This is a genomic window from Janthinobacterium sp. BCJ23 (assembly GCF_059617945.1).
On the sequence record NZ_JCAQAW010000008.1, the window covers coordinates 95,234 to 118,486 of the forward strand.

A 23,253-nucleotide genomic window follows, 5' to 3' on the forward strand; every position below is an offset into this window, starting at 1 on the left:
AGGAAACCATACTATGAAGAACATCTTGCTGTTGACCGTATTTTCGCTGGCCATCATGGGCGTGGCGCATGCCGAGAAAGCCGATTCCGAGAAGGAAGCCGTCATCACGGCACGCAGCGGCCACGTCGATGACGTCAAGCAGGTGCGTACCCTGACGGGCGACGTCGTGCTGGTCAAGGGCACCCTGACCATGAAGGCGGGCCGGGCATTGATCACGGAAGACCCGCAAGGCTACCAGTTCATCACCTTCTGGGCCGATCCCGGCAAGCTGGCCACGTTCCGCCAGAAGCGCGATGGCGCGGGCGACCTGTGGGTCGAAGGCGAAGCGGAGCGCGTGGAATACGACAACAAGACGGAAGTGGTGAAACTGTTTTCCAAGGCCAAGCTGACGCGCCTGGAAGGCACGAAAGTGACGGACGTGGCCAATGGCGCCTTCATCTCGTATGACAGCCGCAAGGAAGTATTCAAGATGGAAAATTCCGACAGCGGCACCAGCACTTCCGATGGCGGCAGCGTGCGCATGGTGATCCAGCCGAAGACCAAGGCGCCGGAAGCGGAGAAAGCGCCGGCAACGCCTGCGCCAGGAAAGAAATAATGGACAATACTCGTTGCGGCAGCACCCTGATCGTTCGCGGTCTGCAAAAAACCTATGGCAAGCGGCAAGTCGTGCATGATGTCTCGCTGCAAGTCGAATGCGGCGAAGTGGTGGGTTTGCTGGGCCCGAACGGCGCCGGCAAGACCACCTCGTTCTACATGATCGTCGGCCTGGTGCCGTCGGACGGCGGCAGCATCGACATCAGCGGCGTGGACATTTCCAGCCTGCCGATCCACCGCCGCGCGCAGATGGGCTTGTCCTATCTGCCGCAGGAAGCGTCCGTCTTCCGCAAGCTGACGGTGGAAGACAATATCCGCGCCGTGCTGGAAATCCAGACCGTCGAAGGCCGTCCTTTGAAGAAGGCCGAGATCGAGGAGCGCCTGGATAAGCTGCTGGCCGATTTGCAGATTGAAAAGCTGCGCGAGAACCAGGCCCTGTCCCTGTCGGGCGGCGAGCGCCGCCGCGTGGAAATCGCCCGCGCGCTGGCCACGGATCCCCGTTTCGTGCTGCTCGACGAGCCGTTCGCCGGCGTCGATCCGATCGCCGTGATCGAGATCCAGCGCATCGTGCGCTTCTTGAAGGAGCGCAATATCGGCGTGCTGATCACCGATCATAATGTGCGCGAGACGCTGGGTATTTGCGACCGTGCCTACATCATCAACCAGGGCTCGGTACTGGCGTCGGGACGCCCCGACGACATCATCGCGAACGAGTCGGTACGCCGGGTCTATCTGGGCGAACACTTCCGCATGTAAGCCAATGAAACAATCATTGCAGCTGCGCACTTCGCAGCACCTGGCACTGACGCCGCAGTTGCAGCAATCGATACGCCTGTTGCAATTGTCCACCTTGGAATTGCACCAGGAACTCGAGCAACTGCTGACGGACAATCCCCTGCTCGAGCGCCTCGACGATCCGCTCGACCGTTCGCTGCGCCTGCTGTCGGACGGGGCCTTGAGTTCCACGGCGGCGCCGGCCGAAGCGCCGCCCCAGCCGCCAGGCCAGGAGGCGCCCGCGGCGCCAGCCGAAGCGGAAACCTTTGACGGCGAGGCGGGCGAGGGTCCGGCCGTGGCGGATGGCGGCGACAGCGACTGGAGCGAGGCGAGCCGGGGCAAGGCGCCCGACGACGAAGATTCCCGCCCGCAACTCGAGGCCCATCACTGCACCCTGCGCGAACACCTGATGGAGCAGATGCGCGTGACGGTGCTCGAGTTGCGCGACCGTGCGCTGGTCGAGCTGATCATCGACGCGCTCGACGACAATGGCTACCTGGAAGAGTCGCTCGACGACATCCTGGCGCGCCTGCCGGAAGAGCTGGAAATCGACGCCGACGAGATGCGCACGGCCTTGTCGCTGCTGCAAAGTTTCGATCCGCCCGGCGTGGGCGCGCGCAATGCGTCCGAATGCCTGGCGCTGCAGATCAAGCGCTTGCCGCACATCGCCATGGTGACGCGGCGCATGGCCCTCGTCATCGTGGAAAAGCACCTGGCCTGGTTTGCCCAGCGCGATTTCAACAAGCTGAAAAAAGCCCTTGATTGCGACGATGAAGACTTGCGCGAAGCGCAGACGGTGATTCGCCAGTGCAATCCGCATCCGGGCGCCGTGTTCGCCTCGGACGTGTCCGATTATGTGGTGCCCGACGTCGTCGTCAAGCGCGCGCGCAATGGCTGGCAAGTGACCCTGAACAACGACGTCATGCCGCGCCTGCGCGTCAACGCCATGTACGCCAACCTGCTCAAGCAGGGCAAGGGCGAGGGCGCCATGGGCGCACAGTTGCAGGAAGCCAAGTGGCTGATCAAGAATATGCGCCAGCGTTTCGACACGATCCTGCGCGTGGCACAGGCAATAGTAGAAAGACAAAAGAACTTTTTCTCGCATGGGGCCGTTGCCATGCGCCCCCTTGTGCTCCGTGAAATAGCTGATACACTGGGTTTACACGAGAGTACTATCTCGCGGGTAACAACTCAAAAGTACATGCTGACCCCGCACGGCATGTTCGAGTTGAAATATTTCTTTGGTAGCCACGTCGCCACCGAAGCGGGGGGCGAAGCGTCATCGACGGCGATACGGGCATTGATCGTGCAACTGACAGGAGCAGAAGACCCTAAAAATCCTTTATCCGACAGTAAGATTGCGGACATGCTGGGGGAACAAGGCATGGTGATTGCGCGACGTACTGTTGCCAAATACCGGGAAGCGTTGAAAATTCCGCCAGTGAGCCTGCGTAAGTGTTTGTAAGTTTTTTTCGGTTCCTCTGCGGGCCGGATAGGATGGACCGCACGAACCCGATCATCTTTAGGAGTGTGTATGAATCTCACCATCAGCGGACATCATCTCGAAGTGACACCAGCCATCCGTGAATACGTACAAACGAAGCTGGAACGCGTGAAACGTCATTTCGATCAAGTTATCGATATCGCCGTGATTCTGACCGTGGATAACCTCAAAGAGAAAGAAAAACGTCAAAAGGCCGAAGTCAACCTGCGTTTAAGTGGCAAAACCGTCTACGTGGAAAGCCTGGCACAAGACCTGTATGCCGCGATCGATGCCCTGATCGACAAGCTCGATAGGCAAGTGATGAAATACAAAACCAAAGTGCAAGGGCACGGTAAAGAGGCGATCAAGCATCTGCCAGACAACTCCGAGGAAGACGCCGTCGTCGCCGTTTAAGGCCACCCGCTTCCAGCAGTTGTGATCAACTAAGGGCGCACATTGCGCCCTTTTTTGCGCCTGGACCTTTTGAACGCAATCTTCCCCGCGCAGGCGCTAAAATGTTTGTACTTTTACTTTTTTCACGCCTGCCATGAGCGACTTCGTCCAGACTTCCATCCGCAACCGCACGGGGCATATCGTGCTCGACCGTCCGAAAGCCTTGAATTCCCTGTCGCTGGAGATGGTGCGCGCCCTGAGCGCGGCCCTGCTGGCCTGGCGCGACGATCCGCAGGTGGACGCCGTCGTGATCCGCTCGAGCAGCGAGAAAGCACTGTGCGCCGGCGGCGACATCCGTTTCTTCTACGATGCGGGCCTGGCCACGCCGCAAGGCGGCAGCGCCTTGCTGGAAGATTTCTTTACGGAAGAATACGCGTTAAATCATGTGATCCATTTCTATCCGAAACCGTATATCGCCGTGATGGATGGCGTGGTGATGGGCGGCGGCATGGGCGTGGCGCAAGCCGGACCCGGCAACCGCTTGCGCATCGTCACGGGCCGCACGCGCATGGCCATGCCTGAAGTCAATATTGGCTTGTTCCCCGATGTGGGCGGCAGCTATTTCCTGTCCCGCCTGGCCGGCCAGCTGGGCCTGTACCTGGGCTTGACGGGCTTGACGATCAGCGCGGCCGACGCCCTGTACACGGACCTGGCCGATGTCTACCTGCCCGAGGCGCAAATGGGGGCGCTGCTGGCCCTGTTCGAGTCGACGCCGGGCGAGGCCCTGCCGGTGGCCATCAAGGCGCTGGCGGCGCCGTTCCAGGCACAGGCAGGTGTCTCCTCGCTGGCGGCGGCGCGCGCGGCGCTGGACCGCCATTTCGGTGCGGATTCCGTAGCGGCCATCATGGCCTCGCTGGCGCAGGACGACAGCGCGTTCGCCAGCAAGGCGCTGTTGGCCATGCGCCTGCGCTCGCCTTTGATGATGTCGGTAACTCTGGAATTGCTGCAGCGCGGGGCTCACTTGGGCGTGGCCGATTGCCTGCGCATGGAACGCACGGTGGTGCGCCACAATTTCGAGCATGGCGAAGTGCTCGAGGGCGTGCGCGCACTGGTGGTCGACAAAGACAATGCGCCGCGCTGGAGCCCTGCCAGCCTGGACGAGGTCGACGCTGCCATGGTGGCGCGCTTCTTCGCACCGGTCTGGCCGGCGTCAGCGCATCCGCTGCGCCACCTGAATTAACTAGCTACGTTCGCGGTGGCGCAGAACCACTCGTTCATTCGGGCCGAAGTATTGCGCCAGCCGTTCCGCCATGTACACGGAGCGGTGCTGGCCACCCGTGCAACCGAGGGCCACCGTCAGGTAGCTGCGGTTGTCGGACTTGAATGACGGCAGCCATTTTTCGATGAAGGCGCGGATGTCTGCCAGCAGTTCCAGCGCGCTCGGCTGCGCGTCGAGGAAGGCGATCACGGGCGCGTCGCGGCCATCGAGCGGGCGCAGCGCCAGGTCGTAATACGGGTTAGGCAAGGCCCGGACGTCGAAGACGAAATCGGCGTCCAGCGGCACGCCCAGCTTGAAGGCGAACGATTCGAAGAACAGGGTCAGCGGCGCGCGCTCGGAAGCGATCATATCCTTGATCCAGGCGCGCAATTTGTTGGCGCTCAGTTCGGACGTGTCGATCACGTGGCCCAGCTGTTCGATGGCCGACAGGCGTTCGCGCTCTTCCGAGATGCACTCGATCAGGGTGCGGCGGCTGGCCGGATTCTGGTTCGGGCGCAATTCATGCGACAGCGGATGGCTGCGCCGCGTTTCCGAGAAGCGCGCCACCAGCGAATGCGTGGTGGCCGTCAGGAACATGACCTTGACGTCGTGTCCCTGGTCGCGCAGCAGCGCCACATTGTGCGGCAGGCTGACGAGCGACTCGGCGCTGCGCGCATCGACGGCGACGGCCAGTTGCGGTGTACCTTCGTCGAGCAGGGTTTGCACCAGGCTGGGCAGCAAGGCCGGTGGCAGGTTGTCGACACAATAGTAGCCGGTATCTTCCAGCACATTGAGCGCGACGGATTTACCGGAGCCGGATATTCCGGTGATAAGGACGATATGCATAGCCCGATCATACAATAAAGATCGGCACTCTGCTCCAAGGCAATTATCTTTACAAATTATTGCAATTTAGACTGTGGTATTTCTTTGCTGCACACGTCAACCATGTTGTCGGATTACGCGGGGCCTTGCCCCGCCTCGGCGGCCCCGCTAATCCGACCTACGTTGCTAATCGCCACTCATGGCGAGTCGTTGGTGCAGCAGGGGATTCGCGCAGCACTGCTGCGTGCCTGCGTAACGGTTCGCCCTTGCAAGGGCGAACTCCTTGGCAACATTAATCGCCACTCATGGCGAGTCGTTGCCGCTCCATGAACTCCTGCAAGGTATCGATGCCGCGCAGTTGCAAAATGGTATTGCGTACGGCCGCTTCCAGCAGCACGGCGATGTTGCGGCCGGCGGCGACGGGGATGACGACCTTGCGCACGGGCAGGCCCAGCACGTCTTCCGTGGGGAACAGGAAGGGCAGGCGCTCGACTTCTTCTTCCAGCGCGTTGCGGCGCACGAGATGCACGATCAGTTTCAAGCGCATCTTGCGGCGCACGGCCGTTTCGCCAAAGATGGCCTTGATGTCGAGTAAGCCCAGGCCCCGCACTTCCAGCAGGTTTTGCAGCAGGGGCGGGCAGCGGCCTTCGATCATGTTCGGCGCGATGCGCGAGAATTCGACGGCGTCGTCGGCCACCAGGCCGTGGCTGCGCGAAATCAGTTCCAGCCCCAGCTCGCTCTTGCCCAGGCCCGAATCGCCGGTGATCAGCACGCCCACGCCCAGCACGTCCATGAACACGCCATGCATGATGATGCGCTGCGCCAGTTTTTTGGACAGGTAGACGCGCAGGAAGTCGATCACTTGCGCGGCCGGCAACGGGGTGGAGAACAGGGGAATGTTTTGCTCGTCGCAAATGGCGAGGATGTCGGGCGGCGTTTCCAGCCCTTGCGCGATGATCAGCGCGGGCGGGCCGCCGGCGATCAGCTCGCCGATCACGTGGGTACGCGTATTGACCTTCAGGCGCTGGTAGTAATTGATTTCCTGGTGGCCGAAGACCTGGATGCGGCCCGGATGGATCAGGTTCAAGTGGCCGACCTGGTCGGCGGCCGACGAGACGTCGCCCGAGATCAGGCGCTCGCCGCCGGGGAAGCCGGCGAACCAGCCCAGTTGCAGACTTTCACGATTATCGTCGTACAGGCGTTGTATCGTCAGCGGCGTTTGCAACATGGCAGTCTTCTTCAGGAGTGGAGGAATACCTGAAGTTTAACCCGCCGCTTGCAGACTGGGTTGCCAATTGACGATGCGCGAATGCACGGATTTCGGTTCCGGATCCGTGGCCAGCGCCGTACGGAAGGCATCGTCGGAAAACATTTCGGCGATTTCCGACAGGATTTCCAGATGTTGCTGAGTGACATGATCAGGAATCAGCAGGAAAAACAGCAGATTGACGGGCTTGCCATCGGGCGATTCGAAGGGAATCGGCTCGGCCAGGCGCACGAAGGCGCCCAGCGGCGATTTCAAGGTTTTACTGCCCTTGACTCTGCCATGCGGCACGGCCACGCCATGGCCCAGACCCGTCGAGCCCAGGCGTTCGCGGGCAAACAGATTGTCCGAAACGGTAGAGCGGGCGATGCCGTAATTGTTTTCGAAGATCAGGCCGGCTTGCTCGAAGGCGCGCTTTTTACTGGAGACTTCCAGGTCCAGCAGGACGTTTTCGAGGGATAATATTTTGCTAAGATTAGTCATGACACTCAATGAAATGGTGCAATGCGCAGAGGGCTTGCGAGCCGAATTATAGGCCTGTTTCGGCGGCCTGTAACGCCAATTCTCAACAGTATACGCCCGCTGCGGGCGCAGTGGGCGCTACAGCCCACGTGGCCATCATTTTAGCAAAAAAATAACATCGGCGTGTATCGGCTATTTCTTGATTAAAAACACGGCGCGCGCCGGTTTTTCCGCCGCCGAATGCCGATTTTCCGATTTTTCAGCGTCTGTGACATGCTCTGCGGCACTACTGCAACGTTGTTTTAAAACACAGCCAACATTCCTGCTGGCATGGTTGCGTGGTGGTGTCTGGTGTTACTGGCGCGCATTGCGCAGATTGCCCGGCATCGTACCCGTGCTGAAATTGCTGCGCCATGGATTGATATCGAGGCCGCCGCGGCGCGTATAGCGCGCATACACGGACAGTTTTTGCGGCTTGCACTGACGCAAGATATCGACAAAGATGCGCTCCACGCATTGCTCGTGGAATTCATTGTGCTCGCGGAAGCCGATCAGGTAGCGCAACAGGCTTTCCTGGTCGATCTGCGGCCCCGCATATTCGATCTGCACGCTGCCCCAGTCTGGCTGACCCGTCACCAGGCAATTTGATTTGAGCAAATGCGAGACGAGTTTTTCTTCCACGGGCGCTTCATTCAGGGCGGCTTTCAGCAGCAGCGGCGAAGGCGTGTATTGCGTGATTTCCAGGTCGAGGCGGTCGAGCAGTACGCCGTCGAATTCGCCCATTTTCAGCTTGCCGAAATCTTCCTGCAAGGTCAGTTCCACTTGCACGGGCGCGCCGAAGCCGTTCGACAAATCCTGCTTGAGCAGGGCCAGCAGCGCTTCGGGGTTGTCCAGCTTGGTCTGGTTGAACGAGTTGAGGTACAGCTTGAACGATTTCGATTCGATGATGTTCGGCGAATCGGCCGGCGCGCTGACCTTGGCGATGGCCACCTGCGGCTTGCCGCGCTGGTTCAGCCACGACAGTTCATACGCATTCCAGATATCGAGGCCGAAGAAGGGCAAAGTGCCGCGCAGTTCCAGCTCGTCGCGCTTGCCCTGGCGCGGAATCGGAAACAGCAATTCCGGCGCGTAATCGGTGCGGTAGGCGGAGCTTTTGCCCAGGGGAGATTGTTCGGCGAGATCGTTGGTGGTGGTCATGGTCGTGTGGCGTGAATTCAGTCAAGGACGCATGGTAGCCTATTTCACCCCAGTACAAATACCGGGGTGAATTCCGCCATTTAGCCGAGGAACAGTTTATACACAGGATTGCTGCTCTCATCCCAGTAACGGTACCCGAGGGTATCGAGGAAGCGGGCAAATTCGCCCATCTCATCGGGCGGCACTTGCAGGCCGATCAGGATGCGGCCCACGTCGCCGCCCTGGCTGCGGTAATGGCACAGGGAAATATTCCAGTTCGGCGCCATGCTGTCGAGGAAACGCATCAGTGCACCGGGGCGCTCGGGGAATTCGAAGCGGTACAGCAGCTCGTCCTGGGCCAGCCGGCTCTTGCCGCCCACCAAGTGGCGGATGTGCGACTTGGCCAGTTCGTCGTGGGTCAGGTCCAGGGTCTTGAATTCGTGTTCCTCGAAGGTCTTCGCCAGCACGCTCGACTCATGCCGGTCGGCAATTTGGATGCCGACGAATACGTGCGCGGCTTTTTCATCGCTGATGCGGTAATTGAATTCCGTCACGTTGCGCGCGCCGATGAGCGAGCAGAAACGCTTGAAGCTGCCCCGCTGTTCGCGCATGGTGACGGCAAACACGGCTTCGCGGAATTCGCCCAGTTCAGCCCGTTCCGCCACAAAACGCAGCCGGTCGAAATTCATGTTCGCGCCGCTGGCGATGGTGACCAGGGTTTCGTTGTTGACGGGGTGCTTGGTCAGGCTGGCCCGTTCCACATAGGCTTTGGCGCCGGCGATGGCCAGCGCGCCGGACGGCTCCAGAATGCTGCGCGTATCCGTAAACACATCCTTGATGGCGGCGCAGATGGCGTCCGTGTCGACCGTGATGATTTCATCGACATACGCCTGCACGAGACGAAAGGTTTCCTCGCCAGCCAGGCGCACGGCCGTGCCGTCGGCAAACAGGCCCACGTCGTTCAGGGTGACGCGTTCGCCGGCCTTGAGCGAGCGGGCCATGGCGTTCGAATCGACGCTTTGCACGCCGATGATCTTGATGTCGGGGCGAATCTGTTTCACGTAGGCGGCAATGCCGGCGATCAAGCCGCCGCCGCCGATGGGGGCGAAGATGGCGTGGATGGGGCCGGCGTGCTGGCGCAGGATTTCCATGCCGATCGTGCCCTGGCCGGCGATCACGTCCGGGTCGTCGAACGGGTGCACGAAGGTCAGCTTCTGTTCCTTTTCCAGCGTCAGCGCATGGTTGTAGGCATCCGTGTAGGACTCGCCGTGCAGCACCACTTCCACGTTCACGCCGCCGCGTCCTTTGACCGCCTCGACCTTCACCAGCGGCGTGGTGGTCGGCATGACGATGACGGCGCGGCAACCCATGCGTGCGGCGGACAGGGCCACGCCCTGGGCATGGTTGCCGGCCGAGGCGCAAATCACGCCGCGCTTGCGTTCCGCTTCGCTGAGCTTGGACATCTTGTTGTAGGCGCCACGAATCTTGAAGCTGAACACGCTTTGCATGTCTTCGCGCTTGAAGTAAATCTGGTTGTTCAGGCGCTGCGACAGGGCAGGGGCCAGTTCCAGCGGCGTTTCGGTGGCGACGTCATAGACGCGGGCGGTCAGGATTTTCTTGAGGTAGTCGATGTTCATAGTCTGCAAGCAAGTGATTCTGGGCCAGAAAGGGTCTGGAGCGTGTCTGTCGATAGCGGCGGCGCCGCGGCGGATAGCCTGGCGACAATAATGCTCTGTGGAACTGCGGGCGGGTATGCCTTTGCCGGCCGGCGCGATGTGTGCGGCGCCCAGGCTGCTCTTCATTATAATGGAGAGCCTTACTGCATCGCGAAGTGTTCCATGATCGAATCCGCAATCGCCTGGCTGCTGCAGCTGATCGCAGCACCGGAAGTCGGGCTGACATCGGTCTTTCTGATCAGCTTTATTTCCGCCACCTTGCTGCCGCTCGGCTCGGAGCCGGCCGTGTTTGCCGTCATCAAGGCCAATCCCGCGCTGTTCTGGGCCGCCATCGGCGTGGCCACCCTGGGCAATACCCTGGGCGGTATCGTCGACTACTGGCTCGGCTACCGGGCCAAGCAGGCGTTCGCCAAGGAGCGCGACACGCGCTGGTTCCGCTGGCTGGCCCGCTATGGCGCCAAGACCATGCTGCTGGCCTGGCTGCCCCTCGTGGGCGACCCCCTGTGCACTTTGGCTGGCTGGCTCAAGCTGCCGTTCTGGCCCAGCGTTGCCTACATGGCCGTCGGCAAGTGCGCGCGCTACCTGACCATGACGGGCTTGCTGCTGTACGTGCCCGATGGCGTATGGCACCGGATCGGCCAGATGCTGGCCTGAATGGGACTGCCTGCAACGCCAGTTTGCCCCATTTTTGGGCAGGTCGATAGTTTGTAATAGAGCCCGATTCTTGGCATTTTTGCGTCAAAAAATCATGGAAACTGGTTTTTTATTCACGCAAAAGAAGGCTTTTCCGTATTTGCTATGGTAGTGGGTGAGGCGCTTAAACCTTGGGCGGCATAAGGCTGTTCCCGCATGGTGCGGCGCAATAAGATAAAATGGCCCTTTAGGGTCCAGTCTATATCGTCACCACACTCCATGAACGCTCCCGCACAAATCCAAGCTTTACTGGCAGAAACGCCGAATGGTCCCGCAGCAAGCCGCCTGCGCGAAATCCCGTATAACTACACGTCGTTTTCCGATCGCGAGATCGTCATACGCCTGTTGGGGGAGGACTCCTGGCGCCTGCTCGACGAGCTGCGCGGCGCCCGCCAGACGGGCCGTTCGGCCCGCATGCTGTACGAGGTGCTGGGCGATATCTGGGTCGTGCGCCGCAATCCCTACCTGCAGGATGACTTGCTCGACAATCCGAAGCGCCGCCAGGGCTTGATCGATGCCTTGCATCACCGCCTGGCCGAAGTCGACAAGCGCCGCCTGTCCATCGATGCGGCCGGCGGCGACGCGCTGGCGGCTGGCGAAGCGCCGGAAGTGGCCAAGGCGCGCAGCGCCAACGTGGAGCTGCTGCTGAAGGCGGCCAGCAAGGCCGTGGCCGACTTTGGCGACGAATTCCGCAAGACCTACGACTTGCGCAAGCGCACCGTCAAGGTGCTGGGCCGCTACACGGAAAAACACAATGTGCGCTTCGACGGCATGACGCGCGTGTCGCACGTGACGGACGCCACCGACTGGAGGGTGGAATACCCGTTCGTCGTGCTCACGCCCGACACGGAAGAGGAAATGGCGGGCCTCGTCAAAGGCTGTATCGAGCTGGGGCTGACCATCATCCCGCGTGGCGGCGGCACCGGTTACACGGGCGGCGCGATTCCCCTGACGCCGATGTCGGCCGTCATCAACACGGAAAAACTCATCACCCTGGGCGCCGTGGAAATGACGGTCTTGCCGGGATTGAGCCACGAATACGCGACGATCAATTCGGGCGCGGGCGTGATCACGAACAAAGTGTCGGAAGCGGCGGAAAAGGCCGGTTTCGTGTTCGCCGTCGATCCGACCTCGGCCCACGCCTCTTGCATCGGCGGCAACGTCGCCATGAATGCGGGCGGCAAGAAAGCCGTGCTGTGGGGCACGGCGCTGGACAACCTGGCCTCGTGGCGCATGGTCGACCCGAACGGCGACTGGCTTGACGTCACCCGCCTCGACCATAACCTGGGCAAGATCCACGATATCGCGCTGGCACGCTTCCAACTGGAGTGGCGCCACCCGAGCACGCGCGACGCGACAAAACCGAACGCGCCGTTCAAGACGGAAATTTTGGAAATTCCTGGCCGCAAGTTCCGCAAGGAGGGCCTGGGCAAGGACGTGACCGATAAATTCCTCGCCGGCTTGCCGGGCATCCAGAAAGAGGGCTGCGATGGCTTGATCACGTCGGCGCGCTGGATCTTGCACAAGATGCCGAAATTTGCCCGTACCGTCTGCCTGGAATTCTTCGGCCAGGCGCGCGACGCGATCCCGTCGATCGTGGAAATCAAGGATTACCTGGACGGCTTGCCGGCCAAGGGCGAGCAATACACGAGCATCCGCCTGGCGGGCCTGGAGCATCTGGACGAGCGCTACCTGCGCGCCGTCGGCTACGCCACCAAGTCGAAGCGGGGCGTGCTGCCGAAGATGGCCCTGTTTGGCGACATCGTCGGCGACGATGAAAACGCCGTCGCACAAGCGGCGTCGGAAGTGGTGCGCATCGCCAACACCCGCGTGGGCGAAGGTTTTGTGGCCGTCAGCCCGGAAGCGCGCAAGAAATTCTGGTTAGATCGTGCCCGCACGGCGGCGATCGCCAAGCACACCAATGCGTTCAAGATCAATGAAGACGTCGTGATTCCCCTGAACCGCATGGGCGAATATACGGACGGCATCGAGCGCATCAATATCGAGCTGTCGATCAAGAACAAGCTGCAACTGGCCGACGCCCTGAGCGCGTTCTTTGCCAAGGGTAACTTGCCAATCGGCAAGAGCGACGATGCATCCGACGACCGCGTCGATGATGCGGAAATGCTGGGCGACCGCGCCGAGCAGGCGCAGCAGTTGCTGGCGCAAGTCACGGCACGCTGGATCTATCTGCTGGCCCAGCTCGACCGTCCGCTGGTCGACGCGAAGGCTGAATTGGCCGAACTGGGCATGGAGCGCTTGCTGCCCGTGTTCGAAGCACGCCTGGAAACACAGCCGAACGCGACATTGTTCGACGTGGTGCAGGACCGCACCGTGCGCATCACGTGGAAGCAGGAAATCCGCGCCCAATTGCGCCAGATCTTCAACGGCGCCGCCTTCAAACTGATCCTCGACGAGGCCACCGCGATTCACGCGCGCATCTTGCGTAGCCGCGTGTTTGTCGCGCTGCACATGCATGCGGGCGACGGCAACGTGCACACGAACTTGCCCGTCAACTCGGACAATTACGAAATGCTGCAAGACGCCCACGAAGCCGTGGGCCGCATCATGATTTTGGCCCGCTCGCTCAATGGCGTCATTTCCGGCGAGCACGGTATCGGCATTACCAAGCTGGAATTTTTGACGGAAGAAGAAATCGGCGACTTCCGCAGCTACAAGCAGCGCATCGATCCGGAAGGCCGTTTCAACAAGGGCAAACTGCTGAATCTGCCAGGCATGGGCGCCGACTTGCGCAATGCCTACACGCCATCGTTCGGCCTGATGGGCCATGAATCCTTGATCATGCAGCAAAGCGATATCGGCGCCATCGCCGATAGCGTCAAGGATTGCTTGCGTTGCGGCAAGTGCAAACCCGTGTGCTCGACCCACGTGCCGCGCGCCAACTTGCTGTACTCGCCACGCGACAAGATCTTGGCGACCTCGTCCCTGATCGAAGCCTTCCTGTACGAAGAGCAGACGCGCCGTGGTATTTCCATCAAGCATTGGGAAGAGTTCGAGGACGTGGCCGACCACTGCACGGTCTGCCATAAATGCGTGACGCCTTGCCCCGTCAACATCGACTTTGGCGACGTGTCGATGAACATGCGCAACTTGCTGCGCAAGATGGACAAGAAGAGCTTCAATCCGGGCACTAAGGCCACGATGATGTTCCTCAACGCCACCGATCCCGTGACCATCAATGCCACGCGCAAGGTCATGATCGGCTGGGGTTACAAGGCGCAGCGCCTGGGCCACGATTTGCTGAAGAAGTTTGCCAAGAAGCAAACTAAGGCGCCGCCGCCATCGACGGGCAAGCCGCCCGTCAAGGCGCAGGTGATCCACTTCATCAACAAGAAAATGCCGGGCAACCTGCCGAAGAAATCGGCGCGCGCGCTGCTCGACATCGAAGACGACAAGGTCATCCCGATCATCCGTAATCCGAAGACGACGACGGCCGATACGGAAGCCGTGTTCTACTTCCCCGGTTGCGGTTCGGAGCGCCTGTTCTCGCAAGTGGGCCTGGCCACGCAAGCGATGCTGTGGGAAGTGGGCGTGCAGACGGTCTTGCCGCCGGGCTACCTGTGCTGCGGTTATCCGCAGCGGGGCGCGGGCGAGTTCGACAAGGCCGAGAAGATGATGACGGACAACCGCGTCCTGTTCCACCGCATGGCCAACACGCTCAATTACCTGGACATCAAGACGGTGCTCGTCTCGTGCGGCACGTGCTACGACCAGCTGGCCACGTACCAGTTCGAGAAGATTTTCCCTGGCTGCCGCATCATGGATATCCATGAGTATCTGCTGGAGAAAAACGTCAAGCTGGAAGGCGTCAACGGCACCCGCTATATGTACCACGAGCCATGCCATAACCCGATGAAGCTGCAGGAATCGGGCAAGACCATCAACTCCCTGATCAGCACGGTAGATAACGTGAAGATCGAGAAGAATGACCGTTGCTGCGGTGAATCGGGTTCGCTGGCCGTCACACGCCCTGACATTTCCACGCAAGTGCGTTTCCGCAAGGAAGAAGAGATGGTCAAGGGCGCCGACAAGCTGCGCGGCGACGGTTTTACCGGCGACGTGAAAATCCTCACCAGCTGCCCGTCGTGCCTGCAAGGCCTGTCGCGCTACAATGACGATTCGGGCACGACGGCCGACTACATCGTCGTCGAGATCGCCAAACACTTGCTGGGAGAGAACTGGATGCCGGATTACGTGAAACGCGCCAATGACGGCGGCATTGAACGGGTGTTGGTGTGACCTGCGATCTGTGCACATTGCTGGATGGCTTTGCCAACAAGCAGGGCTGTGAAGCCTTGCTGTGGCGCAGCGAGCGCCTGTCCGTCGTGGCCGTCGATGACGCCGCCTATCCCGGCTTTTGCCGCGTGATCTGGAACAAGCACGTCAAGGAAATGACGGATTTGACGTCGGGCGAGCGCAACTACGTCATGGAAGTCGTGTGGCAAGTCGAGCTGGCCGTGCGTGAAGTGATGCAGCCGGAAAAGGTCAACGTGGCCAGTTTCGGCAACATGACGCCGCACGTGCACTGGCACGTGATTCCCCGCTACCGCGACGACGCGCATTTCCCGAACCCGAGCTGGGCTGTCGTGCAGCGCGAGACGGCACCCGAGGTGCTGGCCGCGCGCCGCGCCCTGTTGCCGGCCTTGCGCGACGCCATCATTCAACGTTTATCCGCATAAAGTATCGTCATGACTGAAAAAGCAGCAACACCGCAACCGACCGGCTTGACCGTGCACAACCAGTCGCGCGTGCTCGACGTGGCTTTCGACGATGGCAGCGAATTTGCGCTGCCGTTCGAATACCTGCGCGTGTACTCGCCGTCGGCCGAAGTGCAGGGCCATGGCAAGGGCCAGGAAACTTTGCAATTAGGCAAACGCCTGGTCGGCATCACGGGCCTGGAGCCGGTCGGCAACTACGCCGTGCAACCAACCTTCAGCGATGGCCACAATTCCGGCCTGTACACCTGGGCATACTTGTACAAGCTGGGCGCGGAAAAAGACAAGCTGTGGCAAGCCTACCTGGACCAGCTGGCGGCAGCCGGCTATCCCGGCGACAGCGGCCGCGACGCCAAGGCGGACATGACGGTCAAGCAGTCGTCCGGCGGCCATGTGCACGGACCGAGCTGCGGGCATAAGCATTAAGCTGAAAAAATAATGCGGTAATCTTGTCGGATTGCCGCCGCCCCGTTCGTCGTATGAATGCCCGCGCTTGCGGGCATTTTTCTTTTGGAGAAGACACTATGGAATACCTGATCCTGATCTACGCCGACGAGGCGCGCTATGCCGCCATGCCAGACGAGCAGATGGCCAGCCTGATGGCCGACTTTGCCAGCTATACGCAGGCGCTGGAGGCGGCCGGCGTGTTGCGCGGCGGGGCCGAGCTGGCGCCCGTGGCCAGCGCCACCAGCGTGCGGGTGCGCAATGGCAAGCCCGTCATCACGGATGGGCCGTTCGCGGAAACCAAGGAGCAGTTGGGCGGCTACTATCTGCTAGCCTGCGCCAACCTGGACGAGGCGCTGGCCTGGGCCGGGCGTTGCCCTGCCGCTTCCCTGGGCACCATCGAAGTGCGGCCCGTGACGGCTTGAGCATGGCCGGCGACGCCATCGCGGCCGTCGAGCACGTCTTTCGCCAGGAAAGGGGCAGGGTGCTGGCCGGCCTGATGCGGCGTTTCGGCGACTTGGGCCTGGCGGAAGATGTGTTGCAGGAAGCGTGCCGCAAGGCGCTGGAACTGTGGCCGCGCACGGGCATCCCCGATAATCCCGCCGCCTGGCTCAGTTCCGTGGCGCGCAATGCGGGCCTCGATCACGTGCGCCGGGCGGGCAAGAGCGTCAGCGATGCCGAGGCCCAGCTAGGCAGCCTGACTGCGGCCGTGGCGGTGGAAGCGCCGCCCATCGAGGACGATCGCCTGCGCCTGCTGTTCATCTGCTGCCATCCCGCGCTGGCGCACGAGGCGCAGGTGGCGCTGGCCCTGCGCACCTTGTGTGGCCTGTCTACGGGCGAGATCGCGCGGGCCTTCGGCGTGGCGGAAGCGGCCCTGTCGCAGCGGCTGTTGCGCGCCAAGCGCAAGATCGCCGAAGCGCGCATCCCCTTCGAGTTGCCGCCGGAACAAGAATTGCAGCCACGGCTGGCGCAGGTGCTGCACGTGATTTACCTGGTGTTCAGCGAAGGCTATTGCGCCAGCGGCGGCGAGACCCTGCTGCGCGCGGACCTGTGCGCCGAGGCGCTGCGCCTGGGGCGCTTGCTCGACAGTCTGCAGCCGGGCCAGCCCGAAGTGCAGGGGCTATTGGCCCTGATGCTGCTGCAGGCGTCGCGCGGCCCGGCCCGGCTATCGCCTGAAGGCTATCTGCTGACCCTGGAAGAGCAGGACCGGCGCCTGTGGCAGGGGGACTTGATTGCCGAGGGACTGGCCGTGCTGGAACTGGTCTTGCCGGCGCGCGCGCCAGGGCCATATCAGTGGCAGGCGGCGATTGCCGCCTTGCACGCCAAAGCGCCCATGGCCAGCCAGACGGACTGGCGCCAGATCAGCGCCCTGTACGGCGCCTTGCTGCGGCACAAGCCGGAACCCTTGATCTTGCTAAATGCCGTGATCGCCTGCGCCATGGCGCATGGCGCCGCACGCGGCCTGGCGTGGCTCGATCGCCTGGAAGCCGTGCCCAGCCTGACGCTATCGCATTATCTGCATGCGGCCCGGGCCGACTTGCTGCGCCGCCAGGGCGACCGGCAGGGGGCGCTGGCGGCGTATGCCCGGGCGGCAATGCTGGCGTCGAATGCAGTGGAAAGGCAATACCTTCTCCGGCGTCACGGGGAAATGCGCCTGCCGCTTGTATAATGCTCCCAAGTTCAAACAGACTGCCTACCATGACCAATACGACCCATTTCGGATACAAAACAGTTGCAGAAGACGACAAAGTGCGCGAAGTCGCCAAGGTGTTCCATTCCGTCGCTGCCAAATACGACGTGATGAACGACTTGATGTCGGGCGGGCTGCACCGTCTGTGGAAGACGTTCACCATTGCCAATGCGGGCGTGCGCCCCGGTTTCAAGGTGCTCGACATCGCCGGCGGCACGGGCGACCTGTCGAAGGCGTTTGCCAAGCAGGCGGGCCCTACCGGCGAAGTCTGGCTGACCGATATCAATGAATCGATGTTGCGCGTGGGCCGCGACCGCCTCTTGAATCGCGGCTTGCTCACCCCCACCATGTTGTGTGACGCGGAAAAACTGCCATTCCCCGATAATTATTTCGACCGTGTCAGCGTGGCCTTTGGCCTGCGCAACATGACGCACAAGGATGTGGCGCTGGCAGAAATGCGCCGCGTGCTGAAACCGGGCGGCAAGCTGCTGGTGCTGGAGTTTTCCAAGGTGGCCGCTCCCCTGCAAAAGCCGTACGACCTGTATTCGTTCTCGGTCTTGCCGTGGTTCGGGCAGAAAATCGCCGGCGACGCGGAGAGCTACCGCTACCTGGCAGAATCGATCCGCATGCACCCGGACCAGGAAACCCTGAAGACCATGATGGAAACGGCGGGCCTGGAACGCGTGCAGTACTACAATTTGACGGCAGGCATTGCCGCTTTGCACACCGGTATCAAGATGTAATGCATCAACGTTGGTGATTTTAGGAGATGGAATGAAATTGAAGAAATTTATGGTCGGCATGATGCTGGCCGCGACCACGGTATCCATGCTGGGCGAGGCGCTGGCCCGTCCCATGGGCGGTGGCCGTTCGATAGGCCGTCAGTCGCAAAGCGTGAGCCGCCAGGCGCCCGCGCCGGCCCCAGCGCCGGCACCGGCTGCCACGCCACGCCAGGCGCAACCGGCGCCGGCTCCTGCGCCAGCACCTGCCGCCAAGGCACCGAGCCGCTGGAAGGGCTTGCTGGGCGGCGCCTTGCTGGGTCTGGGTCTGGGCGCGCTGCTGTCGCATTTCGGCCTGGGCGGCGCCCTGGCCAGCATGATCAGCACCTTGCTGATGGTGGCTTTGCTGGCCGGCGTGGTCTTCTTCATCTATCGCATGGTGCGCGGCAAGCGTGCTGGCAACAGCAGCGGCAATGCGCCGTTCGCCGGCTTCGGCAACCAGCCTGCGCCAGCGGGCAACGTGCCTGACATCGGTTCGCGCATTCCACCGCTGCCGCCGCTGCAGCCCGTCTCGTCCGGCGTCGGCCTGGACAAGCCGGTCCCGGTGCCGGCTGCCGCGCCATGGGGCGTGCCAAGCGACTTCGACAAGGAAGCCTTCCTGCGCCACGCGAAAAGCAATTTCATTCGCCTGCAAGCGGCCTGGGACAAGGCCGACGTCAACGATATCCGCGAATTCACGTCGCCGGAAGTGTATGCGGAACTGCGCATGCAAATCCAGGAGCGGGGCACGCAGGCAGACTTTACCGATGTCGTCACCATCGATGCCGAGCTGCTGGGCATCGAGACGAGCGTCAACGATTACCTGGCCAGCGTGAAGTTTGTGGGCCTGATCCGTTCGGCGCCGGGCGCCGCGGCGGAACCGTTCGCGGAAGTGTGGAATATGTCGAAATCCGTCAGCGGCAATAGCGGCTGGGTCCTGGCAGGCATCCAGCAATTGAATTAATTGTAAAAACTTGCTGAATAATGGCTTAAGTCCATGCGGAATGCATGATGCTTAACAGATATTTCCTGCTGAACTGGTAAGATCGAAACCGCCCACGTTGTTTTACGGGCGGTTTTTTCTTTTTGGGGGCGCGAAGCGCGCAACATGATGGCACCACTTTCCGACCTTTCCCTGATGACGCCCGTCATCGCGACTATTAACCACTTGCTGGCGCAAGAGCCGTGGGCGCGCCAGCAGCTGGCCGTGCACGCCGGCAAGCTGGCCTGCATCGACACGGGCGCCGTGGCCCTGCGCCTGCGTGTCGACAGCGCCGGCATGCTGGAAGCGGCGCCGGCCGACATGCCGGCCAACGTCACCATCCGCGTAAAATTGTCCGACGTGCCGCTGATCCTGCAAAACCGCGAGCGGGCGTTTTCCTACGTCAAGATCGAAGGCGATGCCGAGTTTGCCAATGCGATTTCGCAATTGAGCAAGGGCTTGCGCTGGGAGGCCGAGCACGACCTGGAAAAGGTCGTCGGCCCCATGCTGGCCACGCGCCTCGTTGCCGGCGCGAAGGATGCGGCCGCCTTTGTGCGCACGGGCCAGCAAAAGCTGGCGGAAAACGTGGCCGAATATTTTCTCGACGAACAGCCCATGCTGATCCGTCCTTCTACCCTGCAAGAGTATTCCGCTGGCGTGACGCGCGTGCGCGATGACGTCGAACGCCTGGCCAAGCGCCTTGCCCGGCTGGAAAAGGCGGCCGCCGCCGTCCAGCCGCAGTCTTCCTCACCGGATTTGTCTACATGATATTGAAATTCCTGCGCCTGTTTAAAATCATCCGTGTTTCCATCAAGTACGGTCTGGATGAGATAGCGATTTCTGGTCTGCAAGTTCCCCGCACCGCCAAATTGATCGACACCCTGATTTTCTGGCGCGACCTGTCATCGCCACGGGGCTTGCGCCTGCGCCTGGCACTGGAAGAGCTGGGCCCGATTTTCGTCAAATTCGGCCAAGTGCTGTCGACCCGGCGCGACCTGATGCCGCTTGACATCGCCGAAGAACTGGCGCGCCTGCAAGACCGCGTGCCGCCTTTCGATTCCGACCTGGCCATCGCGCAAATCACGAAGTCGCTGGGCGCCCACCCGGATCAGTTGTTTGCCCGCTTCGAGCGCGAGCCGGTGGCGTCCGCCTCGATTGCCCAGGTGCACTTCGCCACTTTGAAAGATGGCCGTGAAGTGGCCGTGAAGGTCTTGCGTCCAGGCATGAAAAAGCTGATCGACGAAGACGTTGCCCTGATGCACATCGCCGCCGACTGGACCAGCCGCCTGTGGGCCGACAGCAAGCGCTTGAAACCGAAAGAGGTGGTGGGCGAGTTCGACAAATACCTGCACGACGAGCTGGACCTGATGCGCGAGGCGGCCAACGCCAGCCAACTGCGCCGCAATTTCGCCAACTCGGACTTGCTGCTGGTGCCGGAAATGCACTGGGATTACTGTTCCAGCAGCGTCATCGTCATGGAGCGCATGGTCGGCATTCCCGTGTCGCAGACGGAGCGCCTGGTGGCGGCCGGTGTGGATTTGCGCAAACTGTCCAGCGATGGCGTAGAGATTTTCTTCACGCAAGTATTCCGCGACGGCTTTTTCCATGCGGACATGCACCCGGGCAATATTCTCGTGTCGATCGCGCCGGAATCGTTCGGCCGCTACATCGCGCTCGATTTCGGCATCGTCGGTACCTTGAACGACTACGACAAGGATTATTTGTCGCAAAACTTCCTTGCCTTCTTCCGCCGCGACTACAAGCGCGTGGCCGAGGCGCACATCGAATCGGGCTGGGCGCCGAAAGACACGCGCGTCGATGAGCTGGAAGCGGCCGTGCGCGCCTGCTGCGAGCCGATCTTCGACCGTCCGCTGAAAGATATTTCTTTTGGGCAAGTCTTGCTGCGCCTGTTCCAGACCTCGCGCCGCTTCAACGTGGAAGTGCAGCCGCAACTGGTGCTGCTGCAAAAGACCCTGCTCAATATCGAAGGCCTGGGCCGCCAGCTGGACCCGGAACTGGATCTGTGGCAAACGGCCAAGCCCTACCTGGAAAAATGGATGAGCAACCAGGTGGGGCCGCAAGGCTTCATGGAGCGCCTGCGTGCCGAAGCGCCCCGTTATGCGCATATCTTCCCGCAACTGCCACGCTTGCTGCACCAGGCTTTGACCGTGCATGGCGAGCCGCGCGAAAACGATGTGGAACTGATGAAAACCTTGCTTGCAGAACAACGCCAGACGAACCGCTTGCTGAGCTTTATCGTGTATTTCGTGGGCGCCTTCGCCCTCGGCGCGCTGGGCTTGCAAGTGTTCATGCGCTGGCATCAACTGCCGTTTTAAAGGCTGAGGACGTAAGTGATGGCTGACTTCAATACCCGCGATCCGCTCTCGCCCGCCTTCTGGGACGAGCGTTTCGAAAAGCAATTCACGCCCTGGGACCACGGCGGCGTGCCCACGCGCCTGCGCAGCTTCGTCGCCGGCAGCCCGGCGCCGCTGTGCTGCCTGATCCCCGGCTGCGGCTCGGCCTATGAGCTGGTCTTCATGCTCGATCACGGCTGGGATGCCACGGCCATCGACTTTTCGCCAGCCGCCGTGGCTGCCGCGCGCGCCGTCGTCGGCGAGCGGGCAGGGCAGGTGGTGGAAGCCGATTTCTTTGCCTGGGAACCTGTCGCGCCGCTGGACCTGATCTATGAGCGGGCTTTTTTGTGCGCCATGCCGCGCGCCATGTGGCCGCAAGTGGCGGCCCGCTGGGCGCAACTGCTGGCGCCGGGCGCCATGCTGGCCGGTTACTTTTTCTTTGACGACAATGCCAAGGGACCGCCATTTGGTATTTCACGGGAGAAACTGCAGGAATTGCTGGCCCCGCATTTCGACTGCCTGGCCGATGAAGCCGTCGACGATTCCATCGCCGTCTTCGCCGGCAAGGAGCGCTGGATGAGCTGGCGCCGCCGGGCGGACTGAGGCGGACCGGTCAATTTCCGTTGAGGGCAAAGGAAAAGCTTTATAATTCAGGGTTTTTGATGATTTTCTCGGAGTAGAGATGCCGATTTACGCTTACCGTTGTGACGAGTGTGGTTTTGCCAAGGATGTCTTGCAAAAGATCTCCGATCCAGTACTGACGGTGTGCCTGTCGTGCGGCAAGCCCAGTTTCAAGAAACAATTGACGGCCGCCGGTTTCCAATTGAAGGGCACTGGCTGGTACGCGACCGATTTCCGCGGCGGCACGGCGCCCACCACGGCCATTCCGACGGGCCCGGCTGATAACGCCAAGCCTGCCCCGGCCGCCGAGAGCGCGCCTGCTGCCGCACCTGTGCCCGCCCCGGCTGCAACCGCGCCGAAAGCGGACTGAGAGCGCGCCGCGCCGATACGATCCATTACCGAGAAACTGATGCGTAAATACTTTATTACCGGATTACTGATTTTGGTGCCCCTGGCCATTACGGCCTGGGTCCTGAATCTGGTGATCAGCACGATGGACCAGTCGCTGTTGCTGGTGCCCGGCAGTACGCAGCCCAGCGTCTGGTTCGGCCACAAGGTTCCCGCGCTGAGCACCATTCCCGGCCTGGGCACGGTATTGACGGTACTGATCGTGTTCTTCACGGGCTTGCTGACGAATAACCTGGTCGGCAATTACGTGGTGAAGCTGTGGGAAAAATTGCTGCAACGCATACCCATCGTCAACTCCCTGTATTCGAGCGTCAAGCAAGTGTCGGATACCCTGTTTTCCCCATCGGGCAATGCGTTCCGCAAGGCCGTGCTGGTGCCGTATCCGCACCAGAACTCCTGGACCATCGCTTTCCTGACGGGCGTGCCGGGCGGCGATGCGGCGAACCACCTGGTGGGCGACTTTGTCAGCGTGTATGTGCCGACGACGCCGAACCCGACATCGGGCTTTTTCCTGATGATGAAGCGCAGCGATGTCGTCGAACTCGACATGAGCGTCGATGCGGCGCTCAAATATATCGTCTCGATGGGCGTGGTGGCGCCTGCGGAAGTTGTTGCTGTACCGGCCCCGGCAGCCAAAGAATAAAGGCAGGCGTCCCATGCGG

Annotated in this window: 23 protein-coding genes; 18 read left to right on the plus strand and 5 right to left on the minus strand. The window is 61.4% G+C overall.

All coding sequences use genetic code 11. From position 1 onward, the window contains the following. The first annotated feature begins 13 nt into the window (after positions 1-13). The 5 genes from lptA to AC54AG_RS22130 all read left to right on the plus strand — a co-directional run bounded on the left by lptA (position 14) and on the right by AC54AG_RS22130 (position 4,484). Positions 14-595, plus strand: a complete 582-nt coding sequence (gene lptA / locus AC54AG_RS22110) for a lipopolysaccharide transport periplasmic protein LptA (protein WP_034753322.1) — start codon at positions 14-16, stop codon at positions 593-595. Next, on the plus strand, positions 595-1,350 hold the full coding sequence (gene lptB / locus AC54AG_RS22115; RefSeq protein WP_034753325.1) for an LPS export ABC transporter ATP-binding protein: 756 nt from the start codon (positions 595-597) through the stop codon (positions 1,348-1,350). The genes lptA and lptB overlap by 1 nt, the downstream gene beginning before the upstream one ends. A 4-nt stretch (positions 1,351-1,354) precedes the next feature. Continuing rightward, positions 1,355-2,833: an RNA polymerase factor sigma-54 gene (locus tag AC54AG_RS22120; RefSeq protein WP_496631584.1), complete on the plus strand. Its 1,479-nt coding sequence runs from the start codon at positions 1,355-1,357 to the stop codon at positions 2,831-2,833. 69 nt (positions 2,834-2,902) lie between these two features. Beyond that, positions 2,903-3,265: a ribosome hibernation-promoting factor, HPF/YfiA family gene (gene hpf / locus AC54AG_RS22125; protein ID WP_034753331.1), complete on the plus strand. Its 363-nt coding sequence runs from the start codon at positions 2,903-2,905 to the stop codon at positions 3,263-3,265. 133 nt (positions 3,266-3,398) lie between these two features. After that, positions 3,399-4,484 carry an enoyl-CoA hydratase/isomerase family protein gene (locus AC54AG_RS22130; RefSeq protein ID WP_496631585.1) on the plus strand — a complete coding sequence of 362 codons (1,086 nt, stop codon included), beginning with the start codon at positions 3,399-3,401 and terminating at the stop codon, positions 4,482-4,484. Here the strand turns inward: AC54AG_RS22130 and rapZ are convergent, their stop codons facing one another. From rapZ to ilvA, 5 genes are all read right to left on the minus strand, one after another. Then, positions 4,485-5,348, minus strand: coding sequence for an RNase adapter RapZ (gene rapZ, locus AC54AG_RS22135; RefSeq protein ID WP_034753336.1), 864 nt, complete (start codon positions 5,346-5,348; stop codon positions 4,485-4,487). It lies immediately after the preceding gene. Positions 5,349-5,619: 271 nt separating this feature from the next. Then, positions 5,620-6,555, minus strand: coding sequence for an HPr(Ser) kinase/phosphatase (hprK, locus tag AC54AG_RS22140; protein ID WP_034753337.1), 936 nt, complete (start codon positions 6,553-6,555; stop codon positions 5,620-5,622). Positions 6,556-6,591: 36 nt separating this feature from the next. Further along, the gene (locus AC54AG_RS22145) at positions 6,592-7,074 is read right to left on the minus strand and encodes a PTS sugar transporter subunit IIA (RefSeq protein WP_034753339.1); all 483 of its coding nucleotides are present in this window, start codon (positions 7,072-7,074) and stop codon (positions 6,592-6,594) included. 333 nt (positions 7,075-7,407) lie between these two features. After that, positions 7,408-8,250, minus strand: coding sequence for an NADPH-dependent 7-cyano-7-deazaguanine reductase QueF (gene queF / locus AC54AG_RS22150; protein ID WP_072457768.1), 843 nt, complete (start codon positions 8,248-8,250; stop codon positions 7,408-7,410). An 80-nt stretch (positions 8,251-8,330) separates the two neighbouring features. Beyond that, complete coding sequence (ilvA, locus tag AC54AG_RS22155) at positions 8,331-9,866, minus strand: threonine ammonia-lyase, biosynthetic (protein WP_034753344.1); 1,536 nt, start codon at positions 9,864-9,866, stop codon at positions 8,331-8,333. A 201-nt stretch (positions 9,867-10,067) separates the two neighbouring features. On the opposite strand from ilvA, the gene AC54AG_RS22160 reads away from it, so the two are divergent. The 13 genes from AC54AG_RS22160 to AC54AG_RS22220 all read left to right on the plus strand — a co-directional run bounded on the left by AC54AG_RS22160 (position 10,068) and on the right by AC54AG_RS22220 (position 23,234). After that, on the plus strand, positions 10,068-10,559 hold the full coding sequence (locus tag AC54AG_RS22160; protein ID WP_034753347.1) for a YqaA family protein: 492 nt from the start codon (positions 10,068-10,070) through the stop codon (positions 10,557-10,559). Between the two features lie 258 nt (positions 10,560-10,817). Then, on the plus strand, positions 10,818-14,858 hold the full coding sequence (locus AC54AG_RS22165) for a DUF3683 domain-containing protein (RefSeq protein WP_496631586.1): 4,041 nt from the start codon (positions 10,818-10,820) through the stop codon (positions 14,856-14,858). Continuing rightward, positions 14,855-15,298 (plus strand): HIT family protein, encoded by a 444-nt coding sequence (locus tag AC54AG_RS22170; RefSeq protein ID WP_496631587.1) that lies wholly within the window; start codon positions 14,855-14,857, stop codon positions 15,296-15,298. The genes AC54AG_RS22165 and AC54AG_RS22170 overlap by 4 nt, the downstream gene beginning before the upstream one ends. A 9-nt stretch (positions 15,299-15,307) precedes the next feature. Further along, complete coding sequence (locus AC54AG_RS22175; protein ID WP_230516735.1) at positions 15,308-15,760, plus strand: gamma-butyrobetaine hydroxylase family protein; 453 nt, start codon at positions 15,308-15,310, stop codon at positions 15,758-15,760. A 98-nt stretch (positions 15,761-15,858) separates the two neighbouring features. Then, positions 15,859-16,203, plus strand: a complete 345-nt coding sequence (locus tag AC54AG_RS22180; RefSeq protein ID WP_402720048.1) for a YciI family protein — start codon at positions 15,859-15,861, stop codon at positions 16,201-16,203. Positions 16,204-16,205: 2 nt separating this feature from the next. Further along, on the plus strand, positions 16,206-17,447 hold the full coding sequence (locus AC54AG_RS22185; protein WP_496631588.1) for an RNA polymerase sigma factor: 1,242 nt from the start codon (positions 16,206-16,208) through the stop codon (positions 17,445-17,447). Positions 17,448-17,476: 29 nt separating this feature from the next. Beyond that, positions 17,477-18,211 carry a bifunctional demethylmenaquinone methyltransferase/2-methoxy-6-polyprenyl-1,4-benzoquinol methylase UbiE gene (gene ubiE, locus AC54AG_RS22190; protein ID WP_034778407.1) on the plus strand — a complete coding sequence of 245 codons (735 nt, stop codon included), beginning with the start codon at positions 17,477-17,479 and terminating at the stop codon, positions 18,209-18,211. 31 nt (positions 18,212-18,242) lie between these two features. Continuing rightward, positions 18,243-19,190, plus strand: coding sequence for a Tim44 domain-containing protein (locus AC54AG_RS22195; protein ID WP_496631589.1), 948 nt, complete (start codon positions 18,243-18,245; stop codon positions 19,188-19,190). A 147-nt stretch (positions 19,191-19,337) separates the two neighbouring features. Continuing rightward, positions 19,338-19,976, plus strand: coding sequence for a ubiquinone biosynthesis accessory factor UbiJ (locus tag AC54AG_RS22200; RefSeq protein WP_070305555.1), 639 nt, complete (start codon positions 19,338-19,340; stop codon positions 19,974-19,976). After that, positions 19,973-21,544, plus strand: a complete 1,572-nt coding sequence (gene ubiB, locus AC54AG_RS22205) for a ubiquinone biosynthesis regulatory protein kinase UbiB (RefSeq protein ID WP_034753364.1) — start codon at positions 19,973-19,975, stop codon at positions 21,542-21,544. The genes AC54AG_RS22200 and ubiB overlap by 4 nt, the downstream gene beginning before the upstream one ends. A gap of 18 nt (positions 21,545-21,562) precedes the next feature. Further along, on the plus strand, positions 21,563-22,165 hold the full coding sequence (locus AC54AG_RS22210; protein WP_496631590.1) for a methyltransferase: 603 nt from the start codon (positions 21,563-21,565) through the stop codon (positions 22,163-22,165). A 79-nt stretch (positions 22,166-22,244) separates the two neighbouring features. Beyond that, positions 22,245-22,553 carry an FmdB family zinc ribbon protein gene (locus AC54AG_RS22215; RefSeq protein ID WP_496631591.1) on the plus strand — a complete coding sequence of 103 codons (309 nt, stop codon included), beginning with the start codon at positions 22,245-22,247 and terminating at the stop codon, positions 22,551-22,553. Positions 22,554-22,592: 39 nt separating this feature from the next. Next, positions 22,593-23,234 (plus strand): DUF502 domain-containing protein, encoded by a 642-nt coding sequence (locus AC54AG_RS22220; protein WP_034753372.1) that lies wholly within the window; start codon positions 22,593-22,595, stop codon positions 23,232-23,234. Positions 23,235-23,253 lie beyond the last annotated feature (19 nt).